17 protein-coding genes are annotated in these 26,966 nt (G+C 75.4%); all 17 read right to left on the bottom strand.

The window, feature by feature from the left end; all coding sequences use genetic code 11:
• Window positions 1-201 precede the first annotated feature (201 nt).
• From AB0B63_RS11810 to AB0B63_RS11730, 17 genes are read right to left on the bottom strand one after another with little or no spacing between them, the layout of a single operon-like run.
• Entirely contained in the window at window positions 202-3,633 is a 3,432-nt protein-coding gene (locus tag AB0B63_RS11810) for a DUF6519 domain-containing protein (RefSeq protein ID WP_357017297.1), read from the bottom strand.
• Window positions 3,630-5,753, bottom strand: a complete 2,124-nt coding sequence (locus AB0B63_RS11805; protein ID WP_357017294.1) for a phage tail protein — start codon at window positions 5,751-5,753, stop codon at window positions 3,630-3,632. Before AB0B63_RS11805 ends, AB0B63_RS11810 begins: the two co-directional genes overlap by 4 nt.
• Complete coding sequence (locus tag AB0B63_RS11800; RefSeq protein ID WP_357017291.1) at window positions 5,750-8,206, bottom strand: hypothetical protein; 2,457 nt, start codon at window positions 8,204-8,206, stop codon at window positions 5,750-5,752. Before AB0B63_RS11800 ends, AB0B63_RS11805 begins: the two co-directional genes overlap by 4 nt.
• Window positions 8,203-10,581 carry a baseplate J/gp47 family protein gene (locus AB0B63_RS11795; protein WP_357017288.1) on the bottom strand — a complete coding sequence of 793 codons (2,379 nt, stop codon included), beginning with the start codon at window positions 10,579-10,581 and terminating at the stop codon, window positions 8,203-8,205. The genes AB0B63_RS11800 and AB0B63_RS11795 overlap by 4 nt, the downstream gene beginning before the upstream one ends.
• The gene (locus AB0B63_RS11790) at window positions 10,578-10,940 is read right to left on the bottom strand and encodes a GPW/gp25 family protein (RefSeq protein WP_219461715.1); all 363 of its coding nucleotides are present in this window, start codon (window positions 10,938-10,940) and stop codon (window positions 10,578-10,580) included. The genes AB0B63_RS11795 and AB0B63_RS11790 overlap by 4 nt, the downstream gene beginning before the upstream one ends.
• Window positions 10,937-11,281 (bottom strand): hypothetical protein, encoded by a 345-nt coding sequence (locus tag AB0B63_RS11785; RefSeq protein WP_357017284.1) that lies wholly within the window; start codon window positions 11,279-11,281, stop codon window positions 10,937-10,939. Before AB0B63_RS11785 ends, AB0B63_RS11790 begins: the two co-directional genes overlap by 4 nt.
• Entirely contained in the window at window positions 11,281-11,787 is a 507-nt protein-coding gene (locus AB0B63_RS11780; protein ID WP_067303923.1) for a phage baseplate assembly protein V, read from the bottom strand. The genes AB0B63_RS11785 and AB0B63_RS11780 overlap by 1 nt, the downstream gene beginning before the upstream one ends.
• The gene (locus tag AB0B63_RS11775) at window positions 11,784-12,935 is read right to left on the bottom strand and encodes a hypothetical protein (RefSeq protein WP_357017280.1); all 1,152 of its coding nucleotides are present in this window, start codon (window positions 12,933-12,935) and stop codon (window positions 11,784-11,786) included. The genes AB0B63_RS11780 and AB0B63_RS11775 overlap by 4 nt, the downstream gene beginning before the upstream one ends.
• On the bottom strand, window positions 12,928-13,350 hold the full coding sequence (locus AB0B63_RS11770; RefSeq protein WP_219461722.1) for a hypothetical protein: 423 nt from the start codon (window positions 13,348-13,350) through the stop codon (window positions 12,928-12,930). The genes AB0B63_RS11775 and AB0B63_RS11770 overlap by 8 nt, the downstream gene beginning before the upstream one ends.
• Window positions 13,347-13,991 carry a hypothetical protein gene (locus AB0B63_RS11765; protein WP_208566086.1) on the bottom strand — a complete coding sequence of 215 codons (645 nt, stop codon included), beginning with the start codon at window positions 13,989-13,991 and terminating at the stop codon, window positions 13,347-13,349. Before AB0B63_RS11765 ends, AB0B63_RS11770 begins: the two co-directional genes overlap by 4 nt.
• Window positions 13,988-21,541 (bottom strand): DUF4157 domain-containing protein, encoded by a 7,554-nt coding sequence (locus tag AB0B63_RS11760; protein ID WP_357017276.1) that lies wholly within the window; start codon window positions 21,539-21,541, stop codon window positions 13,988-13,990. The genes AB0B63_RS11765 and AB0B63_RS11760 overlap by 4 nt, the downstream gene beginning before the upstream one ends.
• Complete coding sequence (locus AB0B63_RS11755) at window positions 21,538-21,780, bottom strand: hypothetical protein (RefSeq protein WP_208566084.1); 243 nt, start codon at window positions 21,778-21,780, stop codon at window positions 21,538-21,540. The genes AB0B63_RS11760 and AB0B63_RS11755 overlap by 4 nt, the downstream gene beginning before the upstream one ends.
• Entirely contained in the window at window positions 21,777-23,615 is a 1,839-nt protein-coding gene (locus tag AB0B63_RS11750; protein ID WP_357017271.1) for an ATP-binding protein, read from the bottom strand. Before AB0B63_RS11750 ends, AB0B63_RS11755 begins: the two co-directional genes overlap by 4 nt.
• Complete coding sequence (locus tag AB0B63_RS11745; protein ID WP_357017268.1) at window positions 23,615-24,901, bottom strand: DUF4255 domain-containing protein; 1,287 nt, start codon at window positions 24,899-24,901, stop codon at window positions 23,615-23,617. Before AB0B63_RS11745 ends, AB0B63_RS11750 begins: the two co-directional genes overlap by 1 nt.
• Window positions 24,898-25,737 (bottom strand): hypothetical protein, encoded by an 840-nt coding sequence (locus AB0B63_RS11740; protein ID WP_357017265.1) that lies wholly within the window; start codon window positions 25,735-25,737, stop codon window positions 24,898-24,900. The genes AB0B63_RS11745 and AB0B63_RS11740 overlap by 4 nt, the downstream gene beginning before the upstream one ends.
• On the bottom strand, window positions 25,734-26,450 hold the full coding sequence (locus AB0B63_RS11735; protein ID WP_208566080.1) for a hypothetical protein: 717 nt from the start codon (window positions 26,448-26,450) through the stop codon (window positions 25,734-25,736). Before AB0B63_RS11735 ends, AB0B63_RS11740 begins: the two co-directional genes overlap by 4 nt.
• Window positions 26,447-26,965 carry a phage tail protein gene (locus AB0B63_RS11730; RefSeq protein ID WP_208566079.1) on the bottom strand — a complete coding sequence of 173 codons (519 nt, stop codon included), beginning with the start codon at window positions 26,963-26,965 and terminating at the stop codon, window positions 26,447-26,449. The genes AB0B63_RS11735 and AB0B63_RS11730 overlap by 4 nt, the downstream gene beginning before the upstream one ends.
• Window position 26,966: the final 1 nt, after the last annotated feature.

Here is a 26,966-nt window from a genome sequence, read left to right as displayed (position 1 = left end):
GCGGTCGCCCGCACCGGCGGCGTGGGCACCGGCCCGCACGAGGCGAACAGGGCGGGCCCGAGGGCCCGCCCTGCCGTTTGTTGGCGACTACCAGAGGATTTGAACCCCTAGACCACATCTGCAATCCGCAACCGTGCTAAGTGGCAGTCACCATGAGCGTAGTCCCGCCCGTCGGGCCGACGCAGTCGTGCTTGTGACAGCTCAACTGACGTTGCCCGAGCTGCGCGCACCCCCGGCCACCTGGATGGAACCGTTCGACGAGACGTTGTCGGTGACCGACCACAGCCGCTTCGCCGGCGCCCCCGACCAGGACGGGTTGCACAGGATCGCCGGCTCGCAGTTCTGCACCAGGTTGTCGCGGATCGCCATGATCGGACCCCCGGCGGCGAAGGCCCAGATGCCGACGCCCGCCCCGGCGGCCACCGAGATCCGGTTGTCGGAGACGAACACGTGCCGGATGCTGCCGATCTTGATGCCCCGGATGGTGCCCGAACCACGCCACCACGCCTGGTAGAGGTGGATGTCGTTGCCGGTCACCCGGATGGTGCGGCCCTGGATCGGCGGTCCCTTGTGGTAGGAGACCCCGATGTGGATCCCCTCGGCGACCTGGTCGATGCGGCAGTCGGAGACCTCGACGTCGCCGACCGCCGTACCGCCGCCGATCACCACCGCGCAGGCCCCGACGGAGACCTCCGCCGCAGCGGTCAGGTCCCGCCGGTAACCACCGGCGTACTTCTCGCCGAAGGCCGGCTCCAGCAGGATCCGGTCGGCGACGCTGCGCAGGTGCTTCGCCGCCGCCGACGGGGTCTGCACCGGGCGCGACGGCGGCGACGCGGCCACCGCCGCCTCCCAGGCGCCCTGGCTCAACGCCGAGTCGAAGCGCAGGCTCGCCCCCGGCGCCGGCAGTGCCACCTCCCGGCGGTCGCGGGCGATGTCGTCGGCCTCCCGCACGTCGATCCCCTCACCGACCAGGTAGTCGCGCAGCGTCTTGCGGCCCTCGTCGGTGTCGAAGATCCGCCCGGCGTTCTGCCCGAGCCGCCCCTTGAGCGAGGTGAGCTGCCGCTTGTACGAGGGCAGCTGGGCCGGGTCCTCGGTGGCCAGGTCCGCCAGCCGCAGCACGTACGCCTCGGCGGCCCCGGCGGTGCGCTGGTCCTCGGCGGTGGGCGGGCGCAGGGTGGTCAGGGTCTTCCACTCGCTCTGCGGGACCATCGAGTTCATCCGTACGCCCCACCGGCCGACCCGGACCACGGTGTTCCACTCGCCCGTCTCCAACCGGTCGTCGCGGTCCAGGGCGAGCCGCCCCACCAACTGGGTGGCGAGCTGGCTGCGGAACTTCTCGTCCTTGACCAGCTCGGCCAGGGTCAACGAGGCCGGCCGGGGTGGGCAGGAGAACCGGCACCGGGTGATCACCGCGTGGTCCGGATTCACCAGCAACACACCCTGCTGGCCGTGGCCGATGAGGAAGTCCGAGTCGAGCACCCGGACCTTCCCGGGGGCCGCGCCCTGGTCGTTGCGGACGGTCAGGCAGGTGCTCTGCGGTGACGCGCCGGCCACCCCGGTGAGCTGGCAGTGCTCGATCGTCACCTCGGCGCAGTTGAGCGCCGACACCGGGCCGAGCCGCCCCTCGGCGGCAGCCGGGCCGGGAGTCTCCACCGCCAGGTGCGACACCGACACGGTGCCGCAGTTGACGAACATCAGCGCGAACTCCTGACCCTGCACCCGGATCCGACTGGCCGGCCCGCTGCCCAGCACCCGGATGTTGGCCCGGCCGGTGAAGGTGACCGGCACGGTGCTGGTGTAGAGGCCGGGGGCGAAGCAGATCAGCACGTCCCCGGCAGGCAGCGTGGTGAGCGCCTGCACCCAGTCGATGCCCGGCCGGATGGTGATGGTCGCCCACCCACCGGTGGCGGACGCGGCGAGCTGGTTGATGGCGGCCTGGACGGTGGTCGCCCCGGCCAGCGAGGGCCGCCCGGCCGGGTCGTACGACACCCGGTCGGCGCGCGACAGCGCGGCGGTGAAGGTCACCGGCAGGTGGGCCGGCTGCCCGGCCTCGTCGAGGAGTTGGGCGGTGACCTCCTGGGTGGCGGCGGCCGAGTCGAGTTGCCAGGCGCAGCGGGCCCGGCCGTCGGCACCGGTCTCCACGGTGACGGTGGTGGCGGTGACCGCCCCGGCGGTGAGCCGGCCAGCCCCGCCGGTGACGGTGAACCGGACCCGGGCCTTGGCGACCGGCTGACCGCCCATCGCCACCCCGGTGACCAGGTCGTGCCCGAGCGGCACCAGGGTCGCCGGGCTGCCCGGCACCGGCACCGCCTCCTGGCCGTCCCCGCCGAGCAGGCTCAGGGTGGCCTGCCCGGTCAACGGGGCGAACACCGGCCGGCAGTCGCGCAGCACGCTCCACTGGCTGCCGTCCCAGCTCACGATGCCGATCCGGCTGTGCGCCCGACGCGGCCCGTGCGGGGTCTGCGCCACCGGCGTGGTGCCGACCCGGGGCCACTGGACGTCGTGCAGCGCCGAGCGCGCCGGAAACGACCACCAGTCGCCGGTGCGGAAGCTGCCCGCCGCCGAGAACCGGATCTTGATGCCGAGTTCCAGGTCCACCTCGACGCCGCCGGCCGGCACGGTGCCGCGGCCGTCCCAGCGGCGGACCCGGGGCCGCGACGGGAAGTCCGCCCGGTCGAGGCTGCCGGTGGCGGTGCCCGGCCGGATCACGATCCGGTCCCCCTCCACCCGGTCGACCTGCACCAACGTGCCCGGCAGGCCGTTCTGCTCCCGGCCGTCGTCGGTCAGCTCCACCCAGGAGCCGTTGGTGAAGCCGGCACTGCCGTCGCGGCCGGGGACCTTCACCGTCAGCACGTTGACGTCGATGCTCTCCCAGGTGGCCACCGTGGCGGCGTTGTCCCGGGACCAGACGAAACCGGCCACCCCGGGCGCCCCACCGGTCAGGATCTCCACCCGGTAGAACTGGTTGTCCAGCCCGGTGTACGGCGACCCGGTCGGGATCACGCAGTCACCCCCGGAACTGCCCGTCGGGTCGGCACGGACCGCGAGGGTGCCGGTGGAGGCGGCGGTCAGCTCCGCCCAGCCGGGTGGGGTGTCCGCGCAGCCGACCGGGGTGTTGGGCGGCCCGGCCTGCAACAACCGCACCTGCCACACGGTCCGCAGCCGGGTGGTGGTGTCCGGCCCGCCGAGGGCGACCTCCCGCAGCGCCGGGTCCTCGATCGCGGTCACGTGCTGCGACCACACCTGCAACCAGGCGGCGTACACCCCCGGCGGCACCGGGGTGCCACCGGCCAGCCAGGAGCCGTCGAGCTTACGGACGAACGGGCCGGCCGCCGGCAGGTCCGGCTGGGCGAACACGGACACCGGGGTGTCGTTCTCGCAGAGCACCCCGTCGAGGTAGTAGCGGCCGGCCGACAGCTTCAGGTCGGCCCCGCCGGTCAACCCGAACGCCCCGCCGACCAGCGGCGCACCGGCCGCGCCGACCATGTCGGTCAGCGCGGTGGCCCGCAGGTGCGCCTGGATGTCCTGCTGTTCGTTCCAGTCCGCGTCCAGGTCGACCCGGCCCTGCTGCTTGCGGACGCTCGTCGCGTGCCGCCGTTGGTCGAACGTGACGCGGCTGATGTCGCCCTTCATGGTGTGGTTCCTCCGGTCGGCAGGACGGGCAGGGCAGCGGCCACCCGCCCCAGCGGCAGGTACTCCGCCAGCGCGAGGGTGAGGTTGTGCAGGCGTTGCGGGGTCAGGGCACGCCGGAACGCCCCCAGCTCCGCCCCGGACTCCGCCCCCGTACGCAACTCGGTGGCGGCGGTGTCGGCGAGCCGGCCGTAGGTGGCGTCGCCGTAGCGGGTGCTCGCCCAGGCCGGCCCGACCCGGGTGGACACGTCCGGGTCGTCGGGTTGAGCCTGCTGGGCCAGGTCCGGTTGGCAGCGGTAGCGGCGCGGGGTGACCGAGCCGGGCCGCAGGTAGCTGAAGCGGACGTACCCCTGTTGCCGGCGGGCCACCGTCACCTGCTGGTCGAACAGGCAGTCGGTGGCGGTCAGCACCCGCGCCGTGGTGGTGCCCAGCACCGTCACCCCGGCCAGTTCCGCCGCCGCGTCCCCGGCGGCCACCGGGCCGTGCACCAGCGTGTCCGTCATGGTCAACGGGCCGTCGGTGGTGGTCAGCGAACCCGTCACGCAGCGGTGCACCACCACCCGGGTCCGGTCGTTGCCGGCGGTGACGGTGAGCCCGGTCGCCGCCGGGCCGACGGTGCAGTGCCGCAACTCCACCAGGCCCAGGCCCGGTCCGCCGTCACCGGGCGCGGCGACGGTCACCGCCCCGGCGACCAGCAGCCCGTCGGCGACCAGCTCACCCGGGCGGTCCCCGACACCGACCCCGGTGACGGCCAGCGTGCCCAGCAGGCAGGGACGCACCCCGACCGGGTCGAGGTCGGTCTGCCGCCGGGGCCGGTCCGGCGGCCGGGGCCACTGCGCGGCCAGCACACTCAACCGGCTGCCCTGCCCCACCCGCACCGACAGGTTCTCCCGGTAACGGTGGCTGTCCAGCACCACGATCCGGCCGGTGCTGCCCGGGTGCGTGGCCTGGAAGTCGTGCCAGGCGGTCACCGCCTCACCCAGCGAGGCGACGACCTCCCCGGCCCGTGGCGGTTCGGTCACGCTCACCGCGAGTTGCCAGTCCACCGGCCCGTCCGCCGCCCCCAGGTCACCCCGGCGGGGGTACGGCCCGGCGCCGACGTCGGCGCTGAACGCGTACCACCAGGAGACCGCGAGGCGGTGCACGGGCCGACCGGCGGCGACGGTGATCCGGCCGCGCACCGGGTCGACCCGCACCACACTGCCGGTCGGCAGCTCCCAGCCGGCCAGGTCGCAGATCCGTAGCAGGTCCAGCGGGACCGGCCGCAGCTCGTCGGCCGGGGTGGGCTGGATCCACACCACGAACGACGGGTCGTCGTCGCGGAACCAGCGCCGCTGCTCGGGTGGGGGCGGGGTGCCGCCGGCGAGCGCCGCCAACTCGTCGCGCAACGGCCGGCGGCGCAGCGGACCGGGCACGTTCGCCTCGTCGGCCCGGTGGTCGATGTCCGGCTCGGTCACCGTCGGCCCGGTCAGCTGCCGGCCCACCCCCACCGGGTCGATCCACCACCGGCCGTCCGCCGGCACCACGGCCGGTGCGGCGGTGGCCCGGTCCAGCCGGTACGACGGCAGCGGCCACACGTACAGGCCGATGTGCCCGATGTTGGGGCGGCCCCGACCGGCGTCCATCGCCCGTACGTCCACCGTCCGGCAGACCGTCTCGAAGGGCCCACCGACCAGCTCCAACGGCGCGGCGGCCCGGATCGACGCGGTGGCCGGCGCGTCGCGGACGTGGTTGACGTGCTGGGTCGCCACCAGCCGTTCGAAGAACTCGACGACGGCGGCGCTCCAGCCGGTGTTGGCCCGGGTCAGCTCCTCCAACGCGGCGGCAGTGCCCTTGCGTCGGCGGAACCGGATGGTGTCGGCGACCCGGGCCCGGTCGGACAGGCCGGTGCCGTCGGCCAGCGGATGCAACTGACCCGCCCCCACCAGCTCACCCAGGTAGGGCACCACCCACTCGGCGCAGGTCTCCACGAACCAGTCGTCGGTGAGCTGGTCCACGTCGGCACCCAACGCGACGGCCTGCTCGGCCATCACCTCCACCAGCGCGTGCAGCACCCCGCCGGCCGCCTCGTCCTGGCTGCGCAGCGCGGCCGGCAGCAGGCCCCAGATCTCCTCGGCCCTCACGATGCCTCCAGCAGGGTGACGTCACCGGCGTCCACGGTGAGCAGATCGGCGGGCAGCAGCACGTCACCGACCCGACGGGCCGGCGCGGCGGTGATCACGTCGAGGCGGGCCGGCGACTGCCCGGCGTCGTACAGCAGCTCCAGCACCACCGCCGTGACCCCGGGCACCCGGTGCAGCAGCGCCTGCACCTCGCTGGCGCGTACCGGCTGGGCGTAGTCGCGGGCGTCGAAGCTCAACCCGGCGACCAGCGACGCGCGGGCGGCGGTCGAGACCGCCGCGAACCGGTGCCCGGCGGCCAACAACAGCCTGGCGGTCACCGCCACCCGGCGCCGGTGGTGGCCGAGGATCCGCACCGGCACGGTCGCCTGGCGGGCGGCGTCCAGGGCCCGCAGCAGGTCGGCGCGGACCGCCGCGTCCGGCGGGATCTCCGCCCCGTCCGGGCCGGCGACGGTGAGCAGGACCAGCTGCCGGGCGTCGTCCCAGACCAGGTCCGCGCGGGCCTTGCCGATCCCGGCGAAGGCGCGGGCGAAGTCGGCGTGGTCGTCCAGCGAGACGACCCGGCCCAGGGTGCGTACCGCCAGCGGCGCGTTGCGACGGGCCCGGTCCACCCCCTCCGGGTCGTCGGCCCCCGTGGCGGGCACCGGGTTGCCGACCTCCATCAGGCCCAGCGGCCGGGACAGCGGGATCGTCAACCGGCCGGGTGCCAGATCGGCCAGTCGCCCGACGCCGCTGCGGTAGGTGGCCACCACGTTGTCCTGCCCGGTGGGCAGCCGGGCCCCGGTCAGGCCGTCGCCGAAGGTGACCGTGACGGTGCCGTCGTCGGCCCGGCGCACGGTGTAGACCCGGGCGGAGGGGGCCTGCCCGAGCAGCGCCGGAACCTCCTGCCAGCGCACCCCGTCCACCCAGACCGCCAGGGTGGTGCGGGAGCCGCTCGCGGTCGCGGCGGGCACATAGGTCAGCGGCACGTGCCGCAGGGTGAACCGCTGGAACGCCCGCCGCGCGTCGCCGCCCCCGAGCACCTCCGCCCGGCTCTCCCCGTGGGTCGCCGCCGTCACGTTGCCCAGCACCCGGACGCTGTCGCGCCGGTAACGCCGTGTCACGTTGGCCGTCAGGTCCACCGTGGTCTCGTCCCGTACCCGCAGCACGGTCACCACCTCGCCGACCGGCCGGCCGTCCGGGTCGACACCGGTGAGCACCAGCGGGCGGCCCGGCTCCAGCCCCGGCGTCGGCCGGGCCAGCTCCAGGGTCGCCGTCGCCGTCAGCGGGGCGGTCAGCGGTGCGGCGGCCGGCGGCAGCAACCGACTGTCGCCGAGCACGGTGGTGGTGCGCCGGGAGAACATGTTCGAGTCGCCGCCGGCCACGGTGACCCGGGTGGTGCGGGCGGCGATGCCGAAGTCGGCCACCGGCACCTCCGCCACCGCGTCGACCCGGCGCAGCTGCGGCACCCCGGCGGTCTCCAGGACCAGCCACGACCCGGCCACGATCGACGGGTACGACTGGTCCAGGTGCAGTGCCCGCTCGTCCTTGCCCAGCGGGGCGTCCACCCAGCTGTCCTTGCGGGTGGCGTACGCGCCCGGCAGCACCTGGTTGGTGCCCGGGTTCAACTCACCGACCCGCAGCGCCACCGGCAGCGCCGACCACGGCTGCGCCTGGTGCCCGAAGAGCGCGGCCCGCTGCGCCAGCAGGTGCACCTGCACGTCCCGTCCCGGTTGACGCAGGTCCGTGCCGAGCGGCTGGGCGGTCACCGCCGCGTCCAACCCGACCACCGTGTACGCCGGCACCACCGCACCGCCGTCCAGCGCGGTGGCCGCCGCCGGCAGCACCGCGGTGGCCGCGCGCACCCGACGGACGTCGAACCAGTCGGGGCCGAGCACCAGCAGCGCACCGCCCGGGGTGAGCCCGGTGTCGGTGCCGGCCAGGTACAGGGTGGCGTCGCCCGGGCGGGGCGCGCGGGGCGCGGTGACCCGCAGCCCCACCGCGTTGAGTTCCGGCCGGGCCAGCAGCGGCGTCACCGTCTCGAAGACCTGCGGCAGCTCGCCGGGGCCGGGCACGCTCTGCGCCTGACTGCCCGCCGGGATCGGCACCCCGTCCGGGGCACCGGGGGTGGCGGTGACGGTGAACGACAGCCACGTCGTCGCGGCCACGCCGGGGCGCAGCTCGTAGCCGATCGCGCGGGCCAGCATCAGCACCGAACCGCGTTCGGTGGCGGTGCCGAGGAAACCCTCGTTGGCGATCCGCTCCTGGTAGAAGGCGAGCACGTCCAGGGTCGTCGCCCAGGCGTGCAGCAGCGCCACCGCCGGGTCGTCGACCTCCCGGGTGGTCAGCCCGGCCAGCTCCGGCCGCCCACCGAGCCGGGCCACCAGGTCGGCGGCGAAGTCGGCCTGCCGGCCCAGCCGGTAGGCGATGCCACTGCGGCCGGGCGGGTTGGGCCCCCGGCCCACTCGTGAGGTCACAGTCCACCCACCAGGTCGAGGTGCAGGATGCCGTGCTCCGGCACGCTGGGATCGTTGTCGAGGCGGATCACCTCGGTGTCGCCGGCCCGCAGCACCCGGGCGGCCAGTTCGCCGCCGGCCACCACGCCCACCGGGTGCAGCTCGGTCACCCGGACGTCGGTGACCCCGGGGACGGTGACCGCGGCGGCCAGCAGTTGGCTGACGTAGAGCGGGGTGCCGAAGCTGAACCGGTCGGGGTGGAAGAAGCCCCGCACCCCACCGGGCAGGTCGCGGGGGGAGAAGAGGTCCAGCAGGGCCCGGCGTACGTCGGAGCGGAACGCGCCCGGGGTGACGCACACCCACAGCCGTAGCTCCACCGGCAGGTCGACCGGGTCGCGCAGTTGCAGGTCGTACCCGGCGACGCGGAACCGGTCGAGCCGCCCGGCCAGCCGTCGGGCCAGCGCCGGCTCGTCGGTGAGCCGCTGCCCGCCGGTCAGGTCGAGGGTGAGGAAGACCGTCCACCACGACCCCGTCCAGCGGACCCGGGCGGTGGCGTTGGCCACCTCGGGTAGCCGCAGGGCCGCCGCCACCCAGTCGGCGGTGGCGACCGCCCGTTCCTGGGTGGCGAAGGCGACCGGGGCATGCTGCCGGGCGTGTTCGATGTCCTCCGGATCGGTGCCACCGACGGCGGGCAGCGGGTTGGTCGCGGCGAGCAGCCCGACCCGGTCGGTGACCAGGGTGGTCAGCGCGTCGTGGCCGAGGTTGCCGGCCGCCCCGCCGCCGCGCCACCAGGTGACCTGGAAGACCGTGCCGGCCGGTGGTCGCCGCCCCGACACGTCGTCGCCGAACCGCAGGCTCACCCGGCCGTCGCGTTCGCGTTCCGGGACGAAACCCTGGTCGAAGCGGTCGGCGTTGAGCAGGTCGCGGCGGGGCCGCCAACTGCCCTCGGTGGTTTCCAACCGGATCAGCGGCACCGCGGCACGCGGGTCCTGGTCGAGGGCCTGACTGGCCGGGGTGTCGGTCGGGAACGGCACCGCCGAGGCGACCGGCTCGCCGGTCAGCACCGGCCGCCACCGGTGTTCGGCGGCGGCCGGGAGCTGCCCGGACACCGCGCTGGCGTGCTGGACGGCGACCAGGTTGGCCCGGGCCACCGCACAGGTCACCAGCTGGCCGGTGCCCGTGCCGGCGACGGAGGCGGTGACGGTCAGCGGGAAGGCCAACCGGTCGGCGGCGCTCCACTCGACCTCCAGCACGGCCACCCCGGTGACCGGGTCGGTGGTGGGGTTCGCCGACACCAGCCGGACCACCTGCCGGTGGGTGGGGTCGGCGTCGGCGCGTCTGCCGGTCTGCGGGGAGAGCACCTCCTCCAGCAGCAGCAGGTCACCGGCGGCCAGGCCGGTGGCCGGCAGGTCGACCAGGGTGGCCCGGGTCGCGCCGACGGGCAGCCCGCAGTCCCGGCCGCCCCACACGTACAGGGCGATCTCGTTGCGGGCGGCCCGGGGGGCGAGCGGGGTCAACGTCTCGAAGCCGGTCGCGCCGTCGGCCAGCAGCGCCACCGCGTCGGCGGGCCGTACCGCCGGGGTGGCCCGGTCGGCGGCCAGCACCGGCGTCCCGGCGGGCACACCCCGGCTCTCCACGTCCGACCCGGCGGCCACCCGCACACTGAGCCAGGCGCGGGCCGCGCAACCGTCGTGCACCGCGTAATCCAGCAGCCGGGCGTGCCGGCGCACGGAGATCCGGCTGCGGGCGGTGCCCAGGTACGCCTCGGTGCCGGCGGCGTCCTGCCGGTAGGACAGCCGGTCGGCGACGTGCGCCAGCGCCTCCACCACCGTGATCAGCGGGTCGGCCGGGTGCCGTTCGGCCCCACCGGGCAGGGCGGCGAGCCGGTCGAGCATCAGCCGCCGGAACCCGGCGTAGTCCTTGGCCAGGTAGTCGGCCGGCGCGGTGGTCGGCGGCGGCGGCGTCACGGTGGGGGCGGCCGGTGCCGGGTCCAGGTCGCTGGGACAGTTGGCCTTGAAGGAGAAGGTCTGCACCGACAGCACCGGGTCGAACCCGGGCGGCACCCGGTCGTCCACCGCCGAGCGCACCAACCGCAGGGTGTACGGGGAGAAGTCACCGGCCCGGTCCACCCGGACGGTCAACTCCGCGCCGGTGGCGGCGACGCTGAGCACCCGCACACCGGTGATCCGGACCCCGCCGTCGACCAGTACGTTCTCCACCGCCAGCGCGGCCCCGGCGGGCACCCCGCCGGTCTGGCCGGGCAACGGGTGCAGGAAACCGACGTGCAGCAGCCGCTGGTCGGTGGCGTCCACCTCGACCCAGTCGATGCCGTTGAAGGCGCTGCCCGGCCGGCCCACCTCGGCCCGCCGCTCGTCGTCGTCGCAGCGCACGCTCATCCCGCACCCCTTTCCACCGACACCTGCGCCGGCCGGCCGGTGGCCCGCAGCCGGTACCCGACGTGCACCCGCACCGCCGCTTCGGCCAGGTCGACCCGGACGTCGTCGACCTCGATCAGTTCGCCGAGCCAGCGTTGCAACGCGCTGCGGGCCTGCAACTCGGCGGTGCCCACCACCGCGTCGTCGACCGGGGCGAACAGCAACTGGCCGAGACCCGCGCCGAAGTCCGGCCGGTTGACCCGTTCGCCGGGCGCGGTGAACAGCACCGCCTCCACCAGGTCGGCGACGTGCCGGTCCGGGCCGGCCAGGCCGGAGCGGCCCCGGTTGTCCGGCCGCCACGGGAACGCCGGGTACGTCATGACGCCACCGCCCGGACCTGCACGCCGGCCACCGTCGGCGGCCCCTGCGGGATGCCCTCCGCGCTCACCCCGAGCCCGACGCTGGTGGCGAGCACCGGCGGCTGCCCGTTGACCAGCACCCGGGCCGCCGGGGTGGTCCACCGGAGCTGGACGCAGGGCTGCGGTTTGGTGCCCGCGCCCACCGGCACCTGGAACGGGCACCCGGTGACCGGGTACGCGTCGGTGGCGGTGACCACCGGCAGGCCGCCGACGAGCACCCGCGCGTTGCCGGTCTGCGGGGTGACCGGGCCGGTGTGCGGGCAGGTGAGCACGGCACCGACGTGCAGCAGCGGGCCGGGCATCAGGTCACCGTCAACGCGGTCTGGTTGACCGCGACGGTCGGCCCGACCAGGGTGATCGAGGCACCCTTGCCGTTGGAGATGATGATCCCGGTGTCGTTGATCGAGATCATCGCCCCGGTCAGCGTCTTGAGCAGGATGCCGCCGGTCGGGCCGGGAGCATCGGAGATCATCAGGGTGGCCTGGCCGGGGGTCTGCAACACGATCGGCGGGGTGGGCGGCGGGGCCGACGACACCAGCGCCGGGATCTCCGCCTTGGAGCCGTACCAGCAGCCCGTCCAGATCGGATGGTCGGCGTCGCCCTGCTCGAACTCCACCCACACCCCGGTGCCCGGCAACGGCACGGCGAACATGCCGGCCTGGATGCCGGCCAGCGGGAAACAGGGCATCGCCCAGCTCGACGGGGGGAGCGTGACGTCCGGAACGGTCACCTGGATGCGGCCCTGCTGCAACGGATCGAGGTGGTTGACCACCGTGCCGCGATACTTGCCGTAGTACCTCGTCGTCATGGCTGTGCCCTTCCCGAGGTGGAGACCTGGGCGTTGCGGCCCAGGGTGAACCGCTGCTTGACCTCGCCCGCCTTGACCGTGGTGGTCACGCTGCGTACCACGTACTCACCGTCGTAGGCCCGGCCGGCGCCCCGGACCCCGACCAGCCGCCGGCAGCGCAGCAGCCGGCCGTAGCGCAGCACGTCCAACGAGCCGGACCCGGTGATCACGTTCGCCGACTGGGCGGCCCGGGCCAGGCCCCGGGCGAGGGTCTGCACGACGTCCATCCGGGCGGTGGCGTCGTCGGTGCCGCCCGGGTTCGACCGCCCGATGTTCATCCGCCGGTACGACAACGGAATCGGGATCTTGCGGCCCAGCGGCGGGTTGAGCGGGCTGACGTCCGGCACCGGCAGCGGAATCGGCACCCGCACCTGCTCCGGGAACGCGGTGAGCAGGTAGACGGTCTTCTGCACCCCGTCGAAGGAGAACGACAACGACTCCACGTTGGCGCCCGCGTCGGCGTTGACCGTCAACGCCGGCTGCGGCTGACCGGCCCGCACCTCCGGCCCCCAGTAGGCGGTGTTCATCCCCGGGGTCGGCCCCGGCTCCACATAGAACGTGTAGCCCACCTCGTCGGCGAGCTGCGACACGTACGCGAAGGTGGTGCCGCGTACCGCCGGGATCCGCTGCACCGGGTTCGGCGCGAACACCAGCACGCTGGGCACCACCATCGGCACCACCCCGTACGCGGCGAACGGGGCGAGCAGGGTCAGCACCCGGGCCTCCGCCGGCATCGGCATCGGCAGGTCCGACAGGTCGATCAGGTCCATCATCTGGCTCACGTCCACCCCGGTGAGGGTGAGCGTCGACGCGCCCGCGTCGTTGCTGCGGGCCACGTCGTGCCGGGTCACCACCCCGTCGGAGAGCACCTGCGGCCGGCCGTCGACGTGCAGCACCAGCAGCAGCCGGGTCGGCGGGTCGAGGCCGCCGTCGGCGAGCATCCGCTCCACCAGCGACCCCCGGCCCAGCGCCAGGCGCAGCTGGAAGCCCGAGCGCTGCCCGGCGTTCTGGGTGACCTGCGCCTCCTGCACCGCCGCCACCAGCTCCATCGGGGCCGGCCGGAAGGTCAACGGCCCGATCAGCACCTGCAACCGCACCCCGCTAGGCATCGAGGCCCCCCGGGAACCCCTCGGGCAGGGCGACCCGGACCACCTGGCCCGGCTGCTCCAGCTCCGCCGGGTCGAAGACGCCGTTGGCGTCGCAGAGCTGCCAGAACGCGGTGGGGTCGCCGACGGTCCGACCGGCCAGCAGGTCCACCCGGTCCCCGTCGGCGACCGGTTCCCAGCCGGCGGTGGCGAGCCGGTCCGCGGGCGGCACGAACCGGCGACGCAGGTGCACGACCTCCCGACCGGTGTCCGGGTCAACGGTGACGGTGGTGCCCACGGTGGCGTACCGGCTGTCGGGGGAGACCGCCCCGGGTGCCGGCGTGTCGACGCCACCCGCGCCGGTCGCGGCGAAGAGGGTCTGCGCGACCCGGCTCTGCGCGGCCACCAGGGCCGGATCGGTGTCCGTCGGGTCGCTCATGGCAGCCGGTCGATGCCGAGGTCGGCCAGCCGCCCGCCGCGCGCCCGGCCGGCGAGCTGTTCGAGCTGCTGGTGGGCGGCCATGGCCAGGCCACCGGCCCGGCCGTCGGTGCCCACGTCGTTGACGGTCAACACCCGCAGACCCAGTCGGATCTTGGCGCGGATCGGATTCAGCATCGGGTCGAACGCCTCCTCGGTGATGGTCAGCTCGGTGATCCGTACCGGCCAGAGCCGGCGTCGTCCGAAGGCCAGCAGCACCAGCGGCGCCGGCGGCGGCACCACCTCCAGGGTGCCGGCGGCCAACAGCGCCGCGGCGTCCTGCACCGCGGCCAGGCTGGGATAGGCCAGCGACTCCAGGGCGGCCAGCTGGGCGGTCAACCCCAGCTCCACCGCCTCGGGGTCGGTGAGCTGGTCGGCGGCGTCGAGGTCGGCCTCCAGGGTGAGCGTCTGCACCGGCGGGCCGGTGATCCGCAACGCCTCGCCCCGCGCCCCGCCCTCGGCCCCGGCCGTCTTGAGCTGGAAGCCCCGGGTCAACGAGTCCGGGTTGTACTGCAGGGTGATCACCCGCCGGCTGCGCCCGCTGTCCGGGTCGAGCACGACCAGGCCGGCGCGCAGCAACCGGGGGCTGAGGGGACTGGTCACGGGGTGCCTCCAGAGGTGGGACGCCGCCAGCGGATCCGCTCCGCCACGGCCCGGGTGATCCGGCCCTGCATCAGCAGCGGGTCCAACCCGCTGAAGTCGACGGTGCAGTCGGTCAGGTCGGTGATCCGGATCTGCCCGGTCGACAGGCCGAGCCCGTCGAAGAGCAGGTTCACCCGGGCCACCGTGGCGCTCTGCAACGACACCGGCCGCAGCCGACCCGGCAGGCCGCCCCCACCGGCGGCCCGGCGCACCCCACCGCCGACGGCGAGGTGCACCAGCGCGTCGGGGGCCAGCACGATCTCGTTGCTACCGCCCAGCGGCAGGGTGATCTCCCGGGGGTTGTTGATCGACAGGTCCACGTCGACGTTGCCGATCGCCAACCTGCCGGGCGGACCGGTCGACGGTTCGTCGCTCTGCACGTCGGCGATGGTGTGCAGCAGGTCGTCACGGGAGGCGGCGGTCGGCCGCAGCAGCCGGTTGAGGCGTACCAGGTGCTCGGTGCGGGCCTGGCTGACCTCGCCGGTGTCGAGCTGCCACCGTAGGAGGTCGACGTCGTTGTCCGGCGGGGGCGCACCCTCCGCCCCGAAGCTGGGCAGGTGCACCCGGTAGACCAGGTCGTCGCCCTCGACGATGAACCGGCCCGGGGTCCACCACGGCAGCGCGCCGGTGAGCCGGCGGTAGTCGACCGCCCCGTCACGCAACGCCAGCCGCACCTCCCAGCTGCGCTCACCCCACAGGAACCCGTCGTGGGTGACGTCGAAGTCGATGTGCCCGTTGAGGCTGTCCAGCACCTCACCGATGCGGTAGGCGTCCAACACCCGCACCAGGGCGTCCCATTTCCCGGCCAGGGCGGCCCGGCGCTGCGCGCTGGTGGTCCGGGCGGGCGGCGGGGCCGGGATCGGGGAGCCGCCGCCGAGCATGGTGGCCAGGTCCAGCACGAACCGGGCGTTGCGGATGTCCAACGACGGCAGCTCGCCCGACCCGCTGGTCAGGTCGTGGGTGAGGTCGCCGAGCAGCCCCTGCTCGACGAAGATGTACAACCCGAGCCCGCTGTCGGTGAAACTCAGCCCGGTCACCTCACCACCGCGTACGGCGATCCGCCGGCCGGGGGCCGCCGAGCCGTCCGGCCCGGCCGGGTCCTGCTCGTAACCGATCGAGGTGAACCGTAGCCCGTACTCGGGGCGTCCGGTCGGTGCGCCGAGGAACAGCAGTTGCCGGCGCGGGTCGGCGGTGACCTGGGCGCTGATCGCGGTCAGCGTGGGCTGCGCCAGGTTGAGCCGCAGCCCACCGTGGTCGAGGAAGTCGACGCTGAGCCCACCGGCGGTGAAGTCGGCCGTGCCGCCGGACAGGAACGTGCCGATGTCGAAGCCGACCCGGGCCGCCTCGATGGCCCCGATCCGCAGGCCGCCGAGGATCCGCATCCCCTCCGCCGTGCGGGTCGCCTCCACCAGGAAGCCGTCCTGCCCGGCCGCCGGCACCAGCCGCAGCTCCCCGAGCACTGCCTCGATGTCCGGGTTGAGCCGGATGGTGACGCCGTCGTGCAGATCCACCAGCAGCCCGCTGGCCCGGGTCTGCTGCACCACCAGTTCCCGCAGCAGCAGCCGGCGGAACCGGCCGCCCGGCGTGCCCGCCGGCCACAGGTCGACCCGGGCCCGCGCGCTGATGCCGAGTAGGGTGATCGCCCCCGCGCCCGACGGGATCCGCAGGCCGAGCGCCGCACCCTGCCAGTTCAGCGCGTCCACCGAGATGGTGGCCAGGCTCAGCCCCGGCTGCCCGTCCGGGCCGATCTCGATGTGGTCCGGGCCGACGCTGACCACGCCGGTGTCCAGCCCCTGGATGCTGACGTGCTGGTCGTGTTCGCCCGGCCGGGGACCGACGCCGAGCTGAGCCTCACCGCCGACCACCCGGGCCTGGATCCGGCCGCCGCGACCGAAGGCGAGGGTGAGCTGGGCGGCCCACAACGCGCCGTCGACGTGCAGCGCGGCGTCGATCCGGCCGGCGATCTCCACCCGGGTCGCCCCGGTGGTGAGCCGTCCGGCGGTCACCCCCGCCGCCGCCGACCAGCGCAGGCCGCGCAGGTCCACGTCGAGGATCTCCAGCGGCGGCCGGTCCGGTTCCCCGGCCGGGAGCGGTTCGGGTCGGCCGAGGCCGACGTCGAGCACCCCGTCGCGGTAGCGCAGGTCCCGCCCGGTGATCCGGGCGATGTGCAGCCGCTCCAGGTGCAGCGCGGCGGTGGCCGGGACGACCCGACCGGCGGCGTCGCGCTGCTCCGGCGTGCTGTCCCAGCGACCGCTGGCGGTCAGCCCGTCCAGCACGGTCGCCCCCCGGGAGACGATCCGCCCGTCGCCGGCCCGCCAGTCGATCGCGCCCAGCTCGATGCGGGCCGGGCCGACGTCCTCGAAGCGCAGCCCGCCGGCCCGTTCGGTGACCAGCCGGCCGCCGAGCCCCGCCCGGCGTACGGTGACCGCGCCGTCCGGGGTCCGCAGGGTGGTGTCGGTGAGGGTGAGCCCGTCGAGCTGGATGCGTTGGCTGTCGGTGGGGTCGCTGAGGATCCGGCCGGTCACCGGGTCGACCTGGTGCGGGCCGGCCCGGATCAGGTCCACGGTCACCGTGGCGGCGTTCGGGCGGGTCGCCCGGCCACCCACGGTGCCGGTGATCGTGGTCGGGCCGCCCTGTACCGCGCGGGACACCACGGCGAACCGGAGCCGGTCGAGCTGCCCGACGGTCAACCGCCCGGAGTAGGTCAGCTCCTCGCCGGTGAGGTCCACGTCGAGGTCACGCAGCCGCACCCCGATCAGCGCGCCGGAGACCACCTCGACGCTCATCCCCGGCGCCGGGTCGGTGACGTCCATCCCGATCCGGTCGGCGTCGATCCGATCGATGACCAGGTTGCGGACCAGCGCGCCACGGACCTGCCGGCCGGTGGCGGTCACGCCGGTGCGGACCCGCACGTCGAGGCTCATCCGACCGATCCGGGTGCTGCCCCGGGAGTAGACGCTGCGACCGGGGGAGTCCATCGCCAACCCGGTCAGCTCGGTCTGCTCCACCACCAGGTCGGGCAGGCGCAGGTCGTCGCCGTCGGGCAGCACCCGGCCGTGGATCGCCTCGCCGGGTGTGCCGTCGGCGCGGGCCGGTGCGGTGAACGCGATCCGCTGCGCCTGCACGCCCGGCCCGGAGACCCCGGTCACCGCCAGTTCACCCACCCCGAATCCGACGGCGGTCCGGCCGACCGGCAACCCCGCGGCGGCGGCCGGGCCGGCCAGCTCGGCGGGTAGCGGACCACCGCCGACGGTGTCGAGGTCGGCGCGTACCCGCAGCCGGGACGCGGCCAGCCGCTCCACGGTGGTGGCCCCGGCCCGGACGTCGGTGGCGGTCAGCTCGGCCAGCCGCACCTGCACCCCGAGGGTGGTCGGGTCCAGGGTGACGTCGAGCCCGTTGACGGTCAGCCCGCCGGCGGTGATGCCGAAGTACCGGCGGGCCCGTTCCCGCAGCAGCTGAAGCTCCTGCTCCTGGGCCCGGGTGCGGTGTCGCGGCAGGGGGCGGCCGGCCGGGTCGACCGGTTCGGCGGCCAGCGACTCCAACTCCCGCAACCGGTCCAGGTCGGTCAGCCAGCGGGTCAGCTCCGCCCGCCGGTCCGCCCAGCGGGGCTCGGCGGGCAGCGCGGCGAGTTGGGCGGCGACGTCGGCCCGGGTGGGCAGGTCCCCGGCGGTGATCCGCAGCGCCGGTGCGCCGGCCGGGCCGGGCAGCAGCCGTACCCCGGCGAGGGTGGCCGACCCGGTGCTGCCCCGGGCCGTCGTCGCCGCGTCGACCGGGACCCGGTCGCGGCGGAACCTGGTGATCAGCTCGTCGTCGGGCAGGTACTCGCCGATGCGCGACGGCAGGGACGCCTCGGCGTGGATCGGGTCGACCTCCACCCCGGCGGCCTCGACCCGGCCGGTCAGCCCGGTGACCCGGATGCCGCCGATGTCGATCGCGCCGCCGACGGACTGGCGCAACTGGTCGGAGAGTTCCACCAGCCGGCGGCGTTCGGCCTCGGACAGCGACTCGGCGTGCCAGCGGTGCCGGGCCTCCAACCGGTCCAGTTCCCGCTCGGCCGGCTCCAGCGTGGTGAGCTGGCTGTCGACGGCGCGCAGCCGCTCCTCCAGGGTGGCACGTTGCGCCCCGGTGGCGGTCTCGCGGCGCAGCCGCAGCGACTCCTGCTCGGCACGCAACCGGGCCGGCAGGCTGGTGGCCACCCCGATCAGCGTGCGACCCACCTCGATCCGGCCGACCTGTTGCAGGCCGGCGAAGGAGAGCCCCTCGGCGGTGGCGCTGGAGAAGCTGACCCGCAGCGAGTGCATCATCTCCACCGCGTCGGTGACCCGTTCGCCGACCCCACGGGGCGGGCGGAACACCCCGTCGGTGAGCAGCCCGATCGTCGCGTTGGCCAGCGGGGTGAAGATCTCCCCGGCGGTCAGCGAGGTGAACTGCTGGGCCAGGAACGGCGCTCCGGCCGTGTACGGGGCCAGCAACGCGTCGCTGATCTTGGACAGGAACGGCAGCCCACCGTAGAACGAGATGACGTTGTGCAGCAGGTGGATCAGCGGATCGATGATGGGGATGCCGACCCAGCCGTGCCGGCCCGGCTCGGTCACGTTCTCCTGCCCGGTCGCCCCGGCCCGGAACGCCAGCGTGGACAGCCCGAACCGGGTCAGGCCGAGCAGCCCGCCGGGCAGCCCGTCGCTGGCGTACACCACGTCGGAGACGCTCAACGCGCCCATCCCGGCCTGCGCGCCGACCGGCCGCTCGTAGCCCCGGTCGGAGAACGAGGCGACGATGTCCAGGTCGGTCAGGGTGACCCGGCCGGTCCGCAGCGAACTGCCGGTGAAGGTGCGGTTGACCCCGTCGAGTTCCAACCGGGGCAGCCGGACCCGCAGCACCCCCTGCCGGGCGTCCACCGACAGCGACAGCCGGTTGGTGCGTTCCCGGTCGGTGTCGCGCAGCCGGGCACCACCCAGGTCGCCGCTGATCCACTGGGCGTCGTGCAGGTCGAACTCGTCGACGGTGACCTCGTCGGTGAACAGGCTCAACCCGGTGCGGCTGAGAAACAGCAGCTTCAGCCCCACCGCGACCAGCCGGGCCAGGTCACCCACCACGGTCGGCAGGCCGTCGGTGCGCAACGACTCCGGGTCGAACGAGGGCCGGCGGGTCGCGTGGTAGAGCCGCAGCTCCGCCACCAGGGTCGCCAGGTCGGGCAGCAGGTCCGCGCGCACCTCCCGGGAGCGCAGGAACACCCACCGCCGGTCGTCCAGCGCGTACGCCTGGATGATCAACGACCGCAGCTCGGTGACCCGCCCGGCCCGCCAGAGCCGGTCGTCGCGCAACCGGTCGCGCAGCTGGTCGCGGGCCTCCACACGGCGCGGACCGGAGATCGCGGTGACGGCGAGGGAGGCGCGCATCTGCGGGGTCATCCCGGACTGCATCCGGGCCCACCGGTCCGGATCGTCGGCGGCCAGCCGGGTCTGGTCGGCCACCGGCAGGCTGCGCACCAGCTGGAAGGCCAGCCACGCCTCCCGGGGGTTCACCGCCCAGTCGGTCAGCCCGATCGCCAGCAGGCCACGGACCTGCCGTTCCAGATGCGCCGGGTCGCGCAGGGCCAGCAGGTCGAGCAGTTCGGCCCGCCACATCTCGTGGGTCAGGTACGCATCCGGTAGGGCGGCGAGGATGCGGTCCAGGTCGCGCAGCGCGTCCAGCCGGTGCACGGCGGTCCGCAACGCCTCCCGGCCCCGGGCATCCGGCCCGGCGGTCGCCCCGGTCGGCCGGTCGTAGCCGATCAACCGGCGGACCAGCTCGACGGCCTTCACCCCGTCCAGGCCGTCCTGCACGATCCGGTGGATGTCGGCGGCGAGCCGCTCGGCGTCGACCTGCCCGCCGCTGCGCCGGCGGCGGTCCCACGGCTCGGCGAGGGCACCCACGCCGGTGTAGCCGCCACCGAGCACATCCTCGGCCGGGATGTTCTCCTCCAACCGGTCGAACCAGCTGCCCTGGTCCAGCCGCCGCCACCGGTCCTGCGCGGCCAGCGGGAGACTACGCAGCAGCAGGTACGCGAAACGGGCCTCATGGTCGCGGATCGCCCAGTCGAACACCCCGTACGACAGCAGTCCCTCCACCCGGGACAGGTTGCGGTGCTCCGGGCGGGCGGCGAGCACGACCAGCAGCCGGGGGCCGAGCGGCGCGTCGACCCGCTTCTCCTCCCACGGCAACTGGTCGAGCAGGGTGTCGAGGTGGCCGCCGTCGTCGAGCTGGCGGACCGCGTACCGCAGCCTCGGACCCGGCTCGGGCGGCCCGGCGGCGGCCGACGCGGCGGTGGCCGGGGCACCGGCGGTGGGTACGGCGGGGGCCAGGTCGGCGAGCTGGCGCAGCGCCTCGTCGGCCCGACGGTCGCCGATCGACCGTTGCACCCGCCGCAGCAGGGCGGCCAGATCGGTGTCCCGGTCGAGGCGGGCGTCGTCGGCCGACGCCCCACCCAGGATGGTGACCTGCTCGCGCAGGGCGTCGGCGTCGTTGCCCGACGGGGGCCGCTCGGCCAGCAACGCCCGGAACTGCGCCTTGCGGTCACCACCCAGCAGCTCCCGCAACACACTGGTCCGCAGGGCCCGCAGCACGTTCAGCGCGGTGCGCCGCTGCACCGGGTCGAGCCCCTCGGCGCTCAACCCGTGCACGTTGTCGGCTTCCAGCACCCGCAGCAGGTAGGGGGTCTGCCCGCCGAGGGCGGCCAGCGCGGCACGCGGGTACGCCCGGTGGTGGTCGTCGTCGAGGTTGCCGGCCAGGTCGGTGCGCCGGGGCGCGGGCAGGCTGTGCACCAGGCTGCGGGCGACCACGAACGGCAGGGTGTCCAGGATCCGCAGGCAGCCCCGCACGTCGTCGCCGGAGACCCAGAGGCCGTCGAGCAGGTCGATCATGCGGGCCCGTTCCGCCCGGTACCGGCGCTCCACCAGCGCGCCCAGCTCCGCCTCCAACGGGCCGGTCGCGGCCTCGTCGGCCGGCGCCCGGTCGGGGGCCGGCGGGCTGGCCGGGCGCGGCGGGGTGGCGACCGCACCGGTGTCGGCGGCGACCACACCTGCCGGCAACCGGGCCACCGGCGTCCACAGTGCCCGCCCGGCCGAGACGGCGTCGGCCAACGCCCGCGCCTCGCCCTCCGGGTCGGTCGCCCGCTGCCCCGGGTACGCCGTGCCGGCTGTCGCCTGCGCCAGGTGCCCCAACTCGTGCACCAGCAGGGCCCGCCCGGCCGCCCGGGACGGGTCGAAGCCCGGGGCCAGGTGCACCGCGCCATCGGCGAGCAGCCCGCGCGCGCCGTGGTTGGCGGCCCGTCGACCCGCCGCCCCGAGGTGCACCCGCACGGCGTCCGGCCGCAGCCCCAGCGCCGGGGCGTACCGGTCGACCAGTTCACGGGTCAGCGTGGCGAGGGCGTCGTCGCGGCCCGGTGCGGGTTGCGTCGTCGGTGGCGGAGCCCGGTGGGCGGCAGTCTCCCGGGCGGCTCCCGCGCCGGTGGCCGGGTCGGGGCTGGTCATCGGCCCACCCCCGGCAGCCGCAGCCGGGCCCAGATCGTCTCGGCCAGCGCGGTCGGCAGGTCGTCGCCGGCGGATGGGGCGCTGGCCGGGGCACCGGCCGACGGCAGGCCACGATCGGCGACCAGCCGGCTCAACCGGGTGCCCACCTCGGCTGCGAGGGTGGCGTCGACCGGCCCGTCGACACCGGTGAGGACCAGCCGGCGGATGTCGACCTCGATGGTCGTGACCTCGATGTTCATGACCACAACCCGGGGTCGGCGGGCCGGTCGTGTTTGGCGTACTCGGCGGCGACCGCGTCGAGCACGTGCCGCATCCCGACCGGGTCACCCTCCCCGGCGGCGACCAGCGCGGCCCGCAGCGCCACGGTGTGGATGTCCCCACCGGTGAGGTCCAGCGCGGCGAGGCGGGGCAGGTCCAGATCGGCGGTGGCGACGGCGGCCGGGAAGGCCCGCCGCCACAGGCCGGCCCGCTCGGCGGGACCGGGGTGTCCGAACGGGACCACCACCCGCAGCCGACGTAGGAACGCCGGATCGATGGCGGTGCGCATGTTGGTGGTCAGCACCGCCACGCCCCGGTACTGCTCCATCCGTTGCAGCAGGTACGACACCTCGATGTTGGCGTACCGGTCGTGGCTGTCGCGTACCTCGGACCGGCGGCCGAACAGGGCGTCGGCCTCGTCGAACAGCAGCACGGTGCCGCCCCGCTCGGCGGCGTCGAAGATCCGCCGCAGCTGCTTCTCGGTCTCACCGATCCACTTGCTCACCACGGTCGCCAGGTCGACCCGGTGCAGGTCCAGCCCGAGTGCGCCAGCCACCACCTCGGCGGCGAGGGTCTTGCCGGTGCCGCTGGGCCCGGCGAACAGCGCGGCCACCCCGAGACCCCGGCCGGTCCGAACGGCGAAGCCCTGCTCCGCCAGGAGGGCCCGGCCGGCCGCCGCGGCGGTCAACTGACGTAGCTGGGTCAGGGCGGGGGCGGGCAGCACCAGGTCGTCCCACCCGGCCCGTACGTCGATCCGTTCGGCCAACCCGTCCAGGTCCCGCCGGACCCGCTCACGGACCAGCCCCCGCGCCACCGCCACCGGGTCGACGGTCGGACCGGGGACGGCGGAGTCGAGGATCTCCCGGTGTCCCAGGTCGAACTCCCGGGCCAGGACGGCGGCGGCTGCCTCGGCGCGACCGGGCAGCGACTCCCGCCACAGCGCCCGCTGCTCGGCCCGGGACGGCCGGTCCACCGTCGGCCCGGGGGCCACCCCGTCGAGGGCGACGGCGCGGGGGACGCTGACCACCACGTCACCGACGAGCCGGGCCAGCAACTGCGCCACGGCGGCGCTCACCTCGGGTGGCTCGTCGCCGGTCAGGTCGACGACCAGCACCGGATCGGCGAGCACCACCTCCCGGTTCCACAGCCGGGCGAACGCGTCCCGGTCGGTCACCGCGCGGGGCAGGTCGGCTGCGGCCACCCGGTGCCCGGCCCGGCCCACCGTCGCGCACGCCGCCGCCAGCACGTCGACCCGGTCGGCGGGGTCGGGGCCGCAGACCCGCAGCGGGCGACGGCCGCCCTGCCAGGCGGCGCAGAGCTGCTGCGCGGCCCGGCGACGGCTGGCCGGCAGGACGGCCGGCGGCGGGGGCAACGACACCAGGTAGGGCCGCAACCGTTCGTCGAGCCGTCCGACGCCGCGCAGCTCGTGCAGGACCCGCTCGTCGACCCGCAGCGGGGCGTGCGGCAGTGGCCCCTCACCCAACTCCACCAGCCGCGCCGCGCGCAGCGGACGGTCGGCGGCGAGGGCGTCCCAGTGCCCGCCGGGCAGGGCGGCCAGGCACCAGGCGAAAGTCGGCGGTCGGTCGAGCAGACCCAGCTCCCCGGCGACCGAGGCGACCAGCACGTCCCGTTCGAAGGCGGTCAGCCCGAACCCGGTGGCGATCCGGTGCGGGGTCGACCCGTCGGCCGGGCCGTCCGGGGCCGGTTCGCCCTTGAGGAGCAGGTGGATCCGCTCCACCTCGGCGGCCAGCCCACCGTCGTGCCCGGCGGCCGGCGGTGGGCCGGGCCAGTGGGCGGCCGGGCGTGGGGCGGGCATCACAGCACCACGGCGGGGCCGTCGTACCGGCCGGTCGGGTCGGCGTGCAGCGGACTGTCCACCCCGTCCACCCGCAACCGGGCCAGGTAGGTGCCGGCGGGCAGGTCCTGGAAGGCGAAGCTGATCCGCCCGGTGTGCTGCCCACCGGACGGCACCCCGTTGTCGGCCGGCGCGCCGAGCACCGTGCCACCCGCCCCGGTCAGCCCGAGGGTGACCTGCTGGCCGCCCTCGACCTCCGGCACGACGTCGACGGTGACCGTGCCGGTACGCAGCACCACCCCGTCGACCGTCCGGCTGGACCCGACTACCACGTCGCCGGGGGCGACGGTGATCGTCGGCCGGTAGCTGACCGGTACCGCGTCGGAGCTGATCGCCGGCCGGGGCGTGGGTGGGTCACCCAACGCCACCGAGTGGGTGACGACCAGGCCACGGACCCCGGCCGCGACGGGCCGGTCGAAGGCGGACATCGGCAGCCGCAACTCACCGGCCGAGGCGGTGGCCGGGCTGGCCGAGGCCGTCCCGATCCGCACCCGGACGTCCGGCCCGGCCAGGTTACGGCCGGTCACCACCAGCGTCGCACCGGCCGTGACGGGGGTGCCGGTCGGCCCGTCGGCGCGGACCAGGTCCACCTCGGGGCCGTCGACGTCGACGGTGCCGGCGGTGACCGCGCGGACCGGCAGGGGCTCCCGGGCACCGCGCAGCGGGTCGATCAGCACCACCGACACGTCGAAGAAGACACTGCTGCGGTACGGCGCGCTGAACGCCGACCAGAGCCGGAAGCTCTCCTCCCCGCCCGGGCTGTTGGTGACGCTGACCCGGAGCAGTTCGACCTGCTCGGCGAGGCGGGAGTCGGCCACCGCGGCGGGCAGCGTCGGGTCGGGCGGGTCGGGGGCGAGTGACCGGCGGATCGTCGCCCGGGTCAGCACCGGCGTCTCGTGCAGCATCGCCAGCAGGTGGCCGAGCAGGATCTCCCCGGTCAACGGGTCGTGGCCGTAGACGCTGGCCACGTAGTGCAGGTCGACGCCGAGCGGCGGCGCGGCGACGTCGTCCCCGCCGGTGCTGCGCGGCGGCGGGCCGAGGTTGGCCCAGGTCGGGTTCCGGGTCACCCGGCTGAGGAACAGGTTGACCTGGTTGCCCTCCTGGTTGCCGACGGTCACCCGGTCCGGTGGGCCCGCCGAGACGGAGACCCCGCCGACCGCCGACGAGGCGCCGGTGGCCCGCAGGTAGGCCATCAGCTGCCCGCGCAGCACGGCGGTGACGGCGGCCAGGGCGTACCCGGTGCTCATCGCGGCACCCCCGCCCCGCGCAGGTACGACTCCAACTCCGGTGCCGGCCCCGGGGCGACGGCCGGGGTGGCGGCGGTGGCCGGTGTGGTGGCCGCCGGTGCGGTCGCGGGCCGCCGGTTGCCGGCGAGGCGTACCTCGATCCGGTCGATGTGCACGTGCACGGTGACCGGCTCCGGGCTCCGGGCGGTGGCCCGGGTGACCGGGGGGCGGTGCCCGGGGGTGGCGGGCGGTGCGGGAGGCGGCACGGTGCCGGCGCGCACCGGCGCGACGGCCGGGGGCGGGACGACGGGGTGCGGGGCGGGGGTGTGGGCCGGCGGCCGGTCCGGGTGGTCCCGGCGGGATGGCTGCGGGGGCCGCTGCGCGGCGGCGGGGGTGGCCGGCGGCGGGGGCGGCGTGGCCCGGCCCGTCGGCACGCCGACAGGCGGGACGGAGCCGGAACCGGTCGCCGGAGCGGGCAGGGGTGCGGGTGCTGGTGGGCGGGTCGCCGCCGCCGGGGTCGGCCCGGCCACCGGGCGTTGCCGCCCTGCGGCGTTGCTGCCCTGCGGTGGCACCGGGTGCGGCGGTTCGGGGGCCGGCATCCGGGCGGCCGGTGAGGCGGGTGTCCTCACCGGGCCGGGCGGTGCCACCGCGACGTGGGGGCGGGGCGTCGGCGGCGGGTCTGGCACCGGCGGGGTGACCGGCCGGCTGGCCGGCGGGGGTGCCGTCGACTCCTGCTCGTCGGCCAGGAACCCGCCCACCTGCGGGGTGTCCGGTTCGAAACGCCCGTGGCCGCGCGGGCGCAGCCGGGGGGCGGTGCCGACGGCCAGCGCGGCCAGCGCGGCCAGGTAGCCGGTCACGGGACCCGCTCCAGGTACGCGGCCCGCCGGTGCGGGCCCAGCCCCAGCACCTGCGCCTCCGACCAGCCGTAGGCCCGGGCGAGTCGGTGCACCTCGTCGAGCAGCCGGCGGACCCGGGTGTCGGCGGCCTGCCACGCCCAGGCCGGCACGTCCAGCAGTGCCTCGGTGCTGCCGCCACAGCCGGGACAGGTCAGCGTGACCGCGACGACGCCGAGCGGGTCGCGTTCGGCCATCGCCTCGGACACCGCCGGCAGCGCGGCGGACGGGTCGGCCAGCGGCGGGGTGGCGTCGAGCAGGCAGGCGTCGAACAACCACCGTTCGGCCGCCGCCGCGTCACCGGCCCGGGCCGCCCCGGCCAGGTCGGCGGTGGTGGGCAGCCGCAGGCTCAGCAGGTGCCCCCGCCAGGTGAGGGTGAACGGCCCGGCGGCCCGGTCCGCGTCGGTGCGGTCCGGTGCGGCGGCCAGCAGGTCGGCGACGCTGAGGGCCACCTCCAGGTGCTCCGGGCAGGCCCGGCAGTCCACCGTGGCCGCCACCCGGCCGCCCGTCCAGTCACCGGCGGCGGCCAGCAGCAGCGCCGTCACCTCGCCCACCGGCAGCCGGTCGGCGTCGGCCCGGCCGAGCAGCAGCAACCCCCGGACCGGCGCGGGCCGACCGAGCGCGCTGTCCCAGGCGTCGACCAGCGCCACCTCGGTCAGCGGCGGCCCCCCGGTCACGACCCGAGCCGGGGTTCGGCCGGTTCGGGCACCGCCTCGTCGCGTTCCCAGCCCTCGTTCTCCAGTTTGATGTGCTCGATCGCCACCGCGTTGGCGTTGGCGTCCAGCTCCGGCAGCGCCTGGTATTCCGAGACCCAGCAGCGGAACAGCCGGTACGACTGGGCGACCTGGCCGGCCTCGTTGAGCAGCTCGATGGTGATGTCCCGGCGGAAGTCGGCCAGGGACACCTCCGAGCCGAGCCCGGCGTGCAGCGCCCAGATCCGTCCGGCCCACTGGGCGAACTCGGCGTCGTGGGTCAGCCCCCGCTCCAGGGTGACCGCCTCGAACTCGGTACGCCCCGGCGACTTGTGGCTGGTCGAGGCGTTGCCGCCGTCGCGGTGCTTGACCACCTCGGTGGTTCGTTTCAGCGCGCTGACCTTGCTGACCCCGGCCACGTAGCGGCCGTCCCACTTCACCCGGAACTTGAAGTTCTTGTACGGGTCGAAGCGCGTCGGGTTGACCGCGAACTGCACCATG

It is taken from the genome of Micromonospora sp. NPDC049081, from assembly GCF_040648835.1.
In the GTDB taxonomy this organism is placed as follows: Bacteria; Actinomycetota; Actinomycetes; order Mycobacteriales; family Micromonosporaceae; genus Micromonospora; species Micromonospora antibiotica.
Note: the sequence above shows the minus strand (reverse complement) of the source record. Positions and strands in the feature narration are given on the sequence as shown.

Bases quoted from the DNA above. Each gene is read 5' to 3' on its own strand.
- AB0B63_RS11790 (WP_219461715.1), bottom strand. From the start codon at position 10,940: ATGACGTACCCGGCGTTCCCGTGGCGGCCGGACAACCGGGGCCGCTCC.
- AB0B63_RS11775 (WP_357017280.1), bottom strand. From the start codon at position 12,935: ATGCCTAGCGGGGTGCGGTTGCAGGTGCTGATCGGGCCGTTGACCTTC.
- AB0B63_RS11730 (WP_208566079.1), bottom strand. From the start codon at position 26,965: ATGGTGCAGTTCGCGGTCAACCCGACGCGCTTCGACCCGTACAAGAAC.
- AB0B63_RS11755 (WP_208566084.1), bottom strand. From the start codon at position 21,780: ATGAACATCGAGGTCACGACCATCGAGGTCGACATCCGCCGGCTGGTC.
- AB0B63_RS11780 (WP_067303923.1), bottom strand. From the start codon at position 11,787: ATGACGACGAGGTACTACGGCAAGTATCGCGGCACGGTGGTCAACCAC.
- AB0B63_RS11745 (WP_357017268.1), bottom strand. From the start codon at position 24,901: ATGAGCACCGGGTACGCCCTGGCCGCCGTCACCGCCGTGCTGCGCGGG.
- AB0B63_RS11770 (WP_219461722.1), bottom strand. From the start codon at position 13,350: ATGAGCGACCCGACGGACACCGATCCGGCCCTGGTGGCCGCGCAGAGC.
- AB0B63_RS11785 (WP_357017284.1), bottom strand. From the start codon at position 11,281: ATGCCCGGCCCGCTGCTGCACGTCGGTGCCGTGCTCACCTGCCCGCAC.
- AB0B63_RS11750 (WP_357017271.1), bottom strand. From the start codon at position 23,615: ATGCCCGCCCCACGCCCGGCCGCCCACTGGCCCGGCCCACCGCCGGCC.
- AB0B63_RS11810 (WP_357017297.1), bottom strand. From the start codon at position 3,633: ATGAAGGGCGACATCAGCCGCGTCACGTTCGACCAACGGCGGCACGCG.
- AB0B63_RS11795 (WP_357017288.1), bottom strand. From the start codon at position 10,581: ATGAGCGTGCGCTGCGACGACGACGAGCGGCGGGCCGAGGTGGGCCGG.
- AB0B63_RS11760 (WP_357017276.1), bottom strand. From the start codon at position 21,541: ATGACCAGCCCCGACCCGGCCACCGGCGCGGGAGCCGCCCGGGAGACT.